We start from the raw sequence: 8,388 nt of genomic DNA on the forward strand, positions 1-8,388 counted from the left end.
TGCGGGTGTTTTTGTATCTAAGGTTTAAAAACAAACAACGCTTAATTCAAAATAATATGTTTACTGGTAATTTATACAGTGCTCTGGCATTATTGCGTTATTACCCTTTAAATAACAGGTTTATAGTTGGCTATAATTTTAGGAATCGATCCTGGCTCTCGGTTAACAGGGTATGGCGTAATTGAGCACCAAGGGTCAAAATTCAACTATTTGGGCAGTGGCTGTATTAAGTTAGCAGAGCATGAGTTTCCTGTTCGTTTGAAAATGATTTATCAAGGTGTTAGCCAGTTAATAGAACAGTTTTCTCCAACCACCTTTGCGATTGAAAAAGTGTTTATGGCCCATAACCCTGACTCTGCACTGAAGCTTGGTCAAGCGCGTGGTGCTGCAATTGTGGGGGCATCGATGGCAGAGCTTCCTGTGTTTGAGTATTCAGCTCGGCAAATCAAGCAAGCTGTAGTAGGCCATGGCGGTGCAGATAAAGCACAAGTTCAACAAATGGTAAAAAACATTTTAAAATTACCTGGAACCCCACAGGCTGATGCCGCTGACGCATTGGCTATTGCGATATGCCACGCTCACTCAGAACAAAATTTAATAAAACTAGCGGGCAGTGCATCTAAAACCGTTAGAGGAAGATTAAGGAAATAATATGATAGGTCGTTTAAATGGTGTTTTAGTTGAAAAACAGCCACCTGAGATTCTGATTGAAGTAAGCGGTGTTGGTTATGAAGTAAACATGCCAATGACATGTTTTTATGATTTACCTAATGTAGGTGAATCCGCAATAATTTACACACACTTTGTAGTAAGAGAAGATGCTCAGTTATTATTTGGTTTTAATAATAAAGTTGAACGTGCGTTATTTCGTGAATTATTAAAAGCAAACGGAGTAGGGCCCAAACTTGGGCTTGCGATTTTATCAGGTATGTCGGCGCAACAGTTTGTTAGTTGCGTTAATAATGAAGATGCGACTAGCTTAGTAAAATTACCTGGCGTTGGTAAGAAAACAGCTGAGCGTTTAGTACTTGAAATGAAAGACAGACTAAAAGATTGGGGTAATGACTTATTTACACCATTTAGCGATAATGCTGTTATTGAACCGGTTGCAAACGATACGTTGGTCGCAAATAATGCATCAGATGACGCCGTTTCAGCATTAGTGTCTTTAGGTTATAAACTAGCTCAAGCACAAAAAACAGTAAAAGCTGTATGTAAGCCGGGTATGTCTACAGAGAATCTAATAAAAGAATCTCTAAAATCAATGTTGTGAGTAAACCATGATTGAAGCGGATCGTCTTATAGACGCAAGCGAGCAAAGTAACGAAGACGTTGTTGATCGCGCCATTAGGCCAAAATTATTGGCTGATTACACTGGCCAGCCCCATGTAAAACAACAAATGGAAATATTTATTGAAGCTGCACGAACTCGTGCTGAGGCACTCGATCATTTATTGATCTTTGGGCCGCCAGGACTGGGGAAAACAACGTTAGCTAATATTGTTGCCAACGAGCTTAAGGTAAATATTAAAACCACCTCAGGCCCTGTTCTTGAAAAAGCGGGGGACTTAGCTGCTCTTTTGACTAACCTTGAAGAAGGCGATGTGTTGTTTATTGATGAAATACATCGATTAAGCCCGCAGGTTGAAGAAATCCTTTACCCAGCAATGGAAGACTATCAGCTCGATCTTATGATTGGTGAAGGCCCAGCTGCACGCTCTATAAAGCTTGATTTGCCTGCCTTTACTCTAATTGGCGCAACAACTCGTGCAGGCTCACTAACATCACCACTAAGAGACCGGTTTGGAATTGTTCAGCGTTTGGAGTTTTATTCAGTCGCTGATTTATCAACCATTGTGGGACGTTCTGCACATTATTTAGATTTAGAAATGTGTGAAGATGGCGCAATAGAAATTGCAAAGCGTTCAAGAGGCACTCCTCGTATTGCCAACAGGCTATTGCGCCGAGTGCGTGACTACACGCAAGTTAAATCAGACGGCACAGTAAACGCTGATGTCGCTGAGCTTGCACTTAATATGATTGATGTAGATAAAAGTGGCTTTGATTATATGGATCGCAAATACCTCCTCGCTATTATTGAAAAATTTATGGGAGGACCTGTAGGTTTAGATAATTTGGCTGCGGCTATTGGCGAAGAAAAAGAAACGATTGAAGATGTGATAGAACCATTCTTAATTCAACAAGGGTTTATTCAGCGAACGCCAAGAGGGCGTCTTGTCTCAGAGATAGCTTATGAACACTTTGGTTTATTGCCAAAGAAAGATTAAGTTTTTCAGATTGCATTAATTACACTTTCTACACCCAGTAGGCATTATTAATGCAATTGAACCCATTTATGCATCTTGTTAACCTGAGCTCTGGATAATAAATATATCTCCAGCGGCTACTTTCAACGCTAACTGCGTTGAATTTACTTGCAATAGGCCAGCTATTGACGCGTAAATTCGTCTTGTTATCGCTAAAAGTCTCTGGCTGGAGACTAAGAAGAAATTTGTTATTTAATATCCATGCATTAGTACATCTCTTAACCAGAGTTCAGGTTGGTTAGTTTATAAATCACCCTATTGCACTGTTATATTTAACCCGCTTGATTTAGTTCACTTACTGTTAAGCAAGCAGCCCTTATCGTGTGTGCCAAAAGGAAATAAAAATTTTAGGCAAAAAAAAACCCGCATAAGAATGCGGGTAAACAACAAGTTGAAGGAAGTAATCCAGGGTATACAGCTTAAATTAATCATGTTTTATCATGGTGCCTTTAAGCAATGCAATACGAAAAATCAGAATCATATTGCTAAGAACAGTGCTTAATAACGTTTGTTATTACTGCGCTAGCTCGGTATGGGAGAATAATACGCAAAAGTTGCTTTGTGTTCAAACTAGAAAAATTTCTTTTTGGCATTAAAAAAACTAATGTGACGGAAAAAATCATTGGATTATTTTTAAACTTTATATCTTATATAGGCTTGTATGGTGTTGTAATATAGTGATTTATTATTAATAGCTAAAAATGTTAATGATTAGTTTATTTTTTGCAGTATGAGTGATTAACTGTTGTTTTGCGTGTTTATGCACCAAATGTGAATAAAGCGTGTGTTTTAGTTGTTTTTTATATATAAATAAGCGCACTTCATGCGAACTAAAAGTTCAATGCGCTTAAAATACACTGGTTATTTTAGAATCAGATATACATTATTAAAGTGTAAGTTTGGGTTTTCACCGTTTTTTGCTGCTAATTCGTAGCAACATCGTTGTCAGTGAACAACACAGTGGATACACTAGCGTGAACTATTGACTGAATTGATGGTCATACTCGCACATTATAAAATGCGTACTTAACAAGAAATCGAATTGGGAGTTTATTGTGGGATCAGGAATTAATTTTGTAGATTTAATCCTCGAAGCAAGTGTATTGGTACAGTTAGTGATGTTGTCACTAGTGGGTATGTCAATTATGTCATGGGCCATAATTTTTCAGCGTAAAAAAGCAATATCAGATGCATTAATAGATGCAAAGCGTTTTGAACAAAAGTTTTGGTCAGGTATTGATTTAAGTAAGCTTTATAATGAAATTTCATCTCGTAGCCGAGTGACAGGTGTTGAAGCATTATTTATCGCAGGTTTTAAAGAATTTGCACGCCATAAAAAAACATCATTTCAAAGTGCAAGCATTGTAATGGAAGGCACTCATCGTTCGATGCGCGTGGCACTTTCACGTGAAATTGAGAAACTTGAATCTAGCTTATCATTTTTAGCGACAGTGGGTTCAATCAGTCCTTATATCGGTTTATTTGGAACTGTTTGGGGCATCATGAACGCATTTATTGCACTGGGTGAAGTGAAACAAGCAACATTGCAAATGGTTGCACCAGGTATCGCCGAGGCACTTATTGCTACGGCTATGGGTCTATTTGCGGCCATTCCGGCTGTTATTGCTTACAATCGTTTTTCTAATAAAGTAGAAAAGCTTGAATCAAACTACATTAACTTTATGGAAGAGTTTGCGAATATTTTACACCGTCAAGCAGCTACACAAATAGAGGCAAAAGCGAATGTATCAGCGTAAAAAGCGTCGCCCTGTTGCTGAGATAAACGTAGTACCTTACATAGATGTAATGCTGGTATTATTAATCATATTTATGGCAACCGCACCATTAATTACACACGGTGTGAAAGTTGATTTACCAAAAATGGAAGAGTCGGATCTGGTTGATACTAAAGATACACCGCCGATTATTGCTTCAATAGATGCGCAAGGTAAGTATTATGTTAGTGTAGGCACCAACCCAGAAGAGCCTATGGAAGCGCTCGATGTTGCTGCTGTCATTAAATTACAATTAATGAAGAATCCACAGACACCAGTGATGATTAAAGGCTCTGGTAAAGTATCTTATCAAGAGGTTTTATTATTGATGGATTTTTTAAAAAATGCAGGTGTTCCTTCGGTTGGTCTAATGACAGAATCATTTGAAGGAAGTAAAAGCTAATATGGGTGCTTCAGTATTAAAATCAGTGTTGTTACACTTGCTTATTATTGGCGGAATTATAGGCTCGGCAAGCTTTCATATGCCCAGTCCAAAAGTGTTAGAAGTTACACTTAACTCAGAGCCTATGCCTGAGGCTGATAATGCGGTTGCTGCGGTGACAGTTGATCAAAAAATGGTTGAGCAAAAAATTGCTGAGTTAAAGCGTAAAGAAGATGCACAGAAACGTGCTGAAGATAAACGCATACGTGATCTTGAACGTCGTGCTAATAATGCGCGTAAACAACGCGAAGAAGAAGCAAGGCGTATTAAAAAGTTAGAAAACGAACGTAGAGCCAAAGAAAAAGAAGCCGCTCAAGCGCAAGCTCAAGCTAAAAAAGCGCGTGAAATTGAACAAAAAGAACGTGCTAAAGCCCTGCAAGCTGAAAAGCAAAAGGAAGAAGCAGAGCAAGCAGCAAAAGCAGCAGCTGATAAACGTAAAGCTGAAGAAGAGGCTTTGAAAAAAGCAGAAGAACAGCGAGCACGTGAAGAGCAAGAAGCTAAAGAACGTGCACAGGCTGCCGAAGAGGCTCGCCTTAAAGCGTTACAAGAACAGATGCTACAAGATCAATTGGCACAAGAACAGGCAGCGCGTAACAAAGTACGTCAACAACAAGTAGTTGGTGAAGTAGAAAAATTTAAAGCTTTAATAATGGCGCGTATACAACAAAACTTTTTAAAAGACGTAAAGATGAAAGGCAAAGAGTGTCGTCTTAATATTCGTCTAGGTTTTAATGGACTTGTGACACAAGTAAAATCATTGGGTGGAGATACATTAGTTTGCGAAGCTGCAATGCGTGCGGTACGAATGGCGGATACTCTGCCGGTATCCAAAGACCGTGATGTATTTGAGCAATTAAAAAATATTAATTTAACTATAGCGCCTCAATTTTAAAGGATTGATATGTTTAACCAGATAAAAAATGCTTGTTTTATTGTACTACTGGGATTTCATGGCATTGCCAGTGCAGCATTAGAGATCGTAATAACAGACGGTATAGATGGAGCACGACCCATTGCAATTGTTCCATTTAAGTACAATGGCATAGAGCCAATTCCCCAAAAGTTGAGCGATGTGATTGCTCAAGATTTAATGCGCAGTGGTAAATTTAAACCAATTAGTGTTAATGATATGCCACAGTTACCAAGTAAAGATGGTGATATTGACTATGCAGCTTGGGTTAACTTAGGCGTTGAGGCTATCTTAGTTGGCAACGTAGATCAGCAACCCGATGGTCGTTATTTAGTAAGCTATGAATTGATTGATGTGATCCGCGCCCAAATTACTGGTGGTGAAACGCAAATGATGAGTAATGGCAAACTTGTTAAAAGCCAAGATCATATTCAAGAGGCGCGTGAAAGTATTATTCCTGAAAACGGCTTTAGACGTTATGCACACAGAATAAGTGATGTTGTCTATGAAAAGTTAACGGGTGAACGAGGTGCTTTTTTAACAAAAATTGCATACGTTATAGTGCGTGATGAAGAACCAATGCCATATCAACTTGTTGTAGCTGATTACGATGGCTTTAATGAACAAGTACTATTGCGTTCAAAAGAGCCACTAATGTCGCCAGCATGGTCACCAGATGGCACTAAGCTCGCGTATGTGACGTTTGAAAACCGCCAAAGCCAAATTTACATGCAAGACCTTTACACAGGTAAGCGTGAATTGATTACCAGCCATAAAGGGATTAATGGTGCGCCTCAGTTTTCACCAGACGGTACAAAGCTCTTACTCGTGTTGTCTAAAGACAGAAACGGTGCAACTGAAGTGTACATGCGTGACTTAGGTACAGGTAAAGAAACACGCCTAACAAACCACCGCAGTATAGATACCGAACCATCTTGGCATCCAAATGGCCAAGATGTTGTGTTTACCTCTGAAAGGGGTGGTAATGCTCAGATTTATAAGTTAAATTTACAAACTGGCAGAGCGCAAAGAATGACGTTCGACGGTGATATGAACCTCGCCGGTTCAATTACGCCAGACGGAAAAGAATTAGTGATGGTTAACCGTACACAAGGTCAGTACCATCTCGCTAAAAAAGAGTTGGCGAGTGGCGCGTTTCAGGTGTTAACTCGTACGCGTTTAGATGAATCTCCAAGCATTGCACCAAATGGTTCAATGATCATCTATAGCACGCTCCATAATAATAAACAGGTGCTGGCGCTGGTATCAATGGATGGTCGCTTTAAAGCACGCTTGCCTGTGCTAAATGGAGAAGTAAAGGCTCCAGCTTGGTCGCCTTACTTACAGTAATAAATTGCTAGTTTATACAATATAGGAATCTACTCAATGCAACTTAATAAAATACTCAAAGGTCTGTTAATCGCAGTGCCTGTAATGACTTTAGCAGCTTGTAGCTCATCATCAGATATTGATGAAGGTGCTGCAAACCAATCAAATCAAGGTACAACTGAGCAAACAGTGCAAAATGACACGGTTGAAGTGTCTACAATTACGCCAGAACAACAAGCACAAGAAGAGCTTCGTCAAAAATACGAGTCACTTCGTCAAGAACAAGTTATTTACTTTGATTTTGATAAAGCAACAATTGAAGGCAAGTATGCTGAGTTGTTACGCGCACACGCTGAGTTTTTAGTACAAAACCCATCTGTTAAGCTTCTTATTGAAGGCCATGCAGATGAGCGCGGTACGCCAGAGTACAACATTGCACTGGGTGAACATCGTGGTCAATCAGTTGAAAAATACCTACAAAGTTTAGGTGTTTCTGCTAGCCAAATGTCAGTTGTGAGCTATGGTGAAGAGAAGCCAATGGTTAAGTCTCGCACTGAATCAGCTTTCGCAAAAAACCGCCGTGCGGTATTAGTTTACTAAGATTAGAGACATTATGAAGCCGAAAATTATTTTGGCAGCAATGATCTTAAGCGGGAGCACCCAATTATGGGCTGCTCCCGCTCCTGTTTCAGATGCTGCAAACTCGCAATCAAGCGTTGAGAAGCGTTTAGCTGCTCTTGAAAAAATGATGCAATCACGCAATTTGTTGCAGGTAGAATTACAACAGCAACTCAATATTTTGCAAGATGAAGTCAGTCAAGTGCGTGGTATTACAGAAGAGCAAAGCTATAAATTAGAAAAAGTTCTTCAGCGCCAACGTGAACTTTATCAAGAAATTGAAAATCGTGTTAGCCAAGCATATTCACAACCAGCACAAACGCCGCAAACAGACTACAGTGAGCCTTTAGCTACACAAACAATCAGTACTGACTTGTCAGAAAATGAAGCTTACGATCGTGCTGTGGCGTTAATAATGAAAGATAAACGCTATGATCAAGCCATACCAGAGTTTCAAGCTTTTTTAACTACTTATCCAGAATCTGTATATACCTCTAATGCACATTATTGGTTAGGGCAGCTGCTGTCGATTAAAAATGATTCAGCGCAAGCTTCAGAACATTTTAAAGTAGTCGTAAATGAATTTCCAAATTCAAATAAACGTCCTGATGCAATGTTAAAGCTAGGTACTTTGCTTCATGAACAAGGTTTAACCGAATCTGCGTTAAAAACTTTGAATGAATTGATCAACCAGTACCCAAGTACTACTGCTGCAAAATTAGCCGCAGAACGCTTAGCAAAAATGTAGAATGAGCTTGATTAGACTGCTTTTTGTCATAAGCGGTCTAAAATTGGTCAACTAGACATAAAAACTTAAAAAAAGAGACATTTTCTGTTGCACTCATTTTTTAAATAAGTATTATAAGCGCCCGCAGCAGAGGAATGGTTCAACCACTCAAATTGCGGCAAAAAGAGCGGGTCATTAGCTCAGTTGGTAGAGCAGTGGACTTTTAATCCATTGGTCGATGGTTCAAGTCCATCATGACC

The 8,388-nt window shown here is 39.3% G+C and carries 9 protein-coding genes and 1 tRNA gene; all 10 read left to right on the plus strand.

All coding sequences use genetic code 11. The features are described 5' to 3' along the window. Positions 1-126: 126 nt before the first annotated feature. The 10 genes from ruvC to ACHUE3_RS04555 all read left to right on the plus strand — a co-directional run bounded on the left by ruvC (position 127) and on the right by ACHUE3_RS04555 (position 8,388). The gene (ruvC, locus tag ACHUE3_RS04510) at positions 127-651 is read left to right on the plus strand and encodes a crossover junction endodeoxyribonuclease RuvC (RefSeq protein ID WP_394190617.1); all 525 of its coding nucleotides are present in this window, start codon (positions 127-129) and stop codon (positions 649-651) included. Between the two features lies 1 nt (position 652). Further along, entirely contained in the window at positions 653-1,273 is a 621-nt protein-coding gene (gene ruvA, locus ACHUE3_RS04515; protein ID WP_394190619.1) for a Holliday junction branch migration protein RuvA, read from the plus strand. Positions 1,274-1,280: 7 nt separating this feature from the next. Next, on the plus strand, positions 1,281-2,288 hold the full coding sequence (gene ruvB, locus ACHUE3_RS04520) for a Holliday junction branch migration DNA helicase RuvB (protein WP_394190621.1): 1,008 nt from the start codon (positions 1,281-1,283) through the stop codon (positions 2,286-2,288). Between the two features lie 1,094 nt (positions 2,289-3,382). Continuing rightward, positions 3,383-4,084 (plus strand): protein TolQ, encoded by a 702-nt coding sequence (gene tolQ, locus ACHUE3_RS04525; RefSeq protein WP_394190623.1) that lies wholly within the window; start codon positions 3,383-3,385, stop codon positions 4,082-4,084. Beyond that, positions 4,071-4,505 (plus strand): protein TolR, encoded by a 435-nt coding sequence (gene tolR / locus ACHUE3_RS04530; protein ID WP_394190625.1) that lies wholly within the window; start codon positions 4,071-4,073, stop codon positions 4,503-4,505. The genes tolQ and tolR overlap by 14 nt, the downstream gene beginning before the upstream one ends. A gap of 1 nt (position 4,506) precedes the next feature. Next, a complete protein-coding gene (tolA, locus tag ACHUE3_RS04535; protein WP_394190627.1) occupies positions 4,507-5,436 on the plus strand; it encodes a cell envelope integrity protein TolA in 930 nt (309 codons plus the stop codon). 9 nt (positions 5,437-5,445) lie between these two features. Next, the gene (tolB, locus tag ACHUE3_RS04540; protein ID WP_394190629.1) at positions 5,446-6,804 is read left to right on the plus strand and encodes a Tol-Pal system beta propeller repeat protein TolB; all 1,359 of its coding nucleotides are present in this window, start codon (positions 5,446-5,448) and stop codon (positions 6,802-6,804) included. Positions 6,805-6,840: 36 nt separating this feature from the next. After that, entirely contained in the window at positions 6,841-7,383 is a 543-nt protein-coding gene (gene pal, locus ACHUE3_RS04545; protein ID WP_394190631.1) for a peptidoglycan-associated lipoprotein Pal, read from the plus strand. A 13-nt stretch (positions 7,384-7,396) separates the two neighbouring features. After that, positions 7,397-8,149 (plus strand): tol-pal system protein YbgF, encoded by a 753-nt coding sequence (ybgF, locus tag ACHUE3_RS04550; protein ID WP_394190633.1) that lies wholly within the window; start codon positions 7,397-7,399, stop codon positions 8,147-8,149. A gap of 168 nt (positions 8,150-8,317) precedes the next feature. Continuing rightward, positions 8,318-8,388: transfer RNA gene (locus ACHUE3_RS04555), tRNA-Lys, on the plus strand.

Source organism: Pseudoalteromonas atlantica (assembly GCF_043641955.1).
Taxonomy (GTDB): domain Bacteria; phylum Pseudomonadota; class Gammaproteobacteria; order Enterobacterales; family Alteromonadaceae; genus Pseudoalteromonas; species Pseudoalteromonas atlantica_A.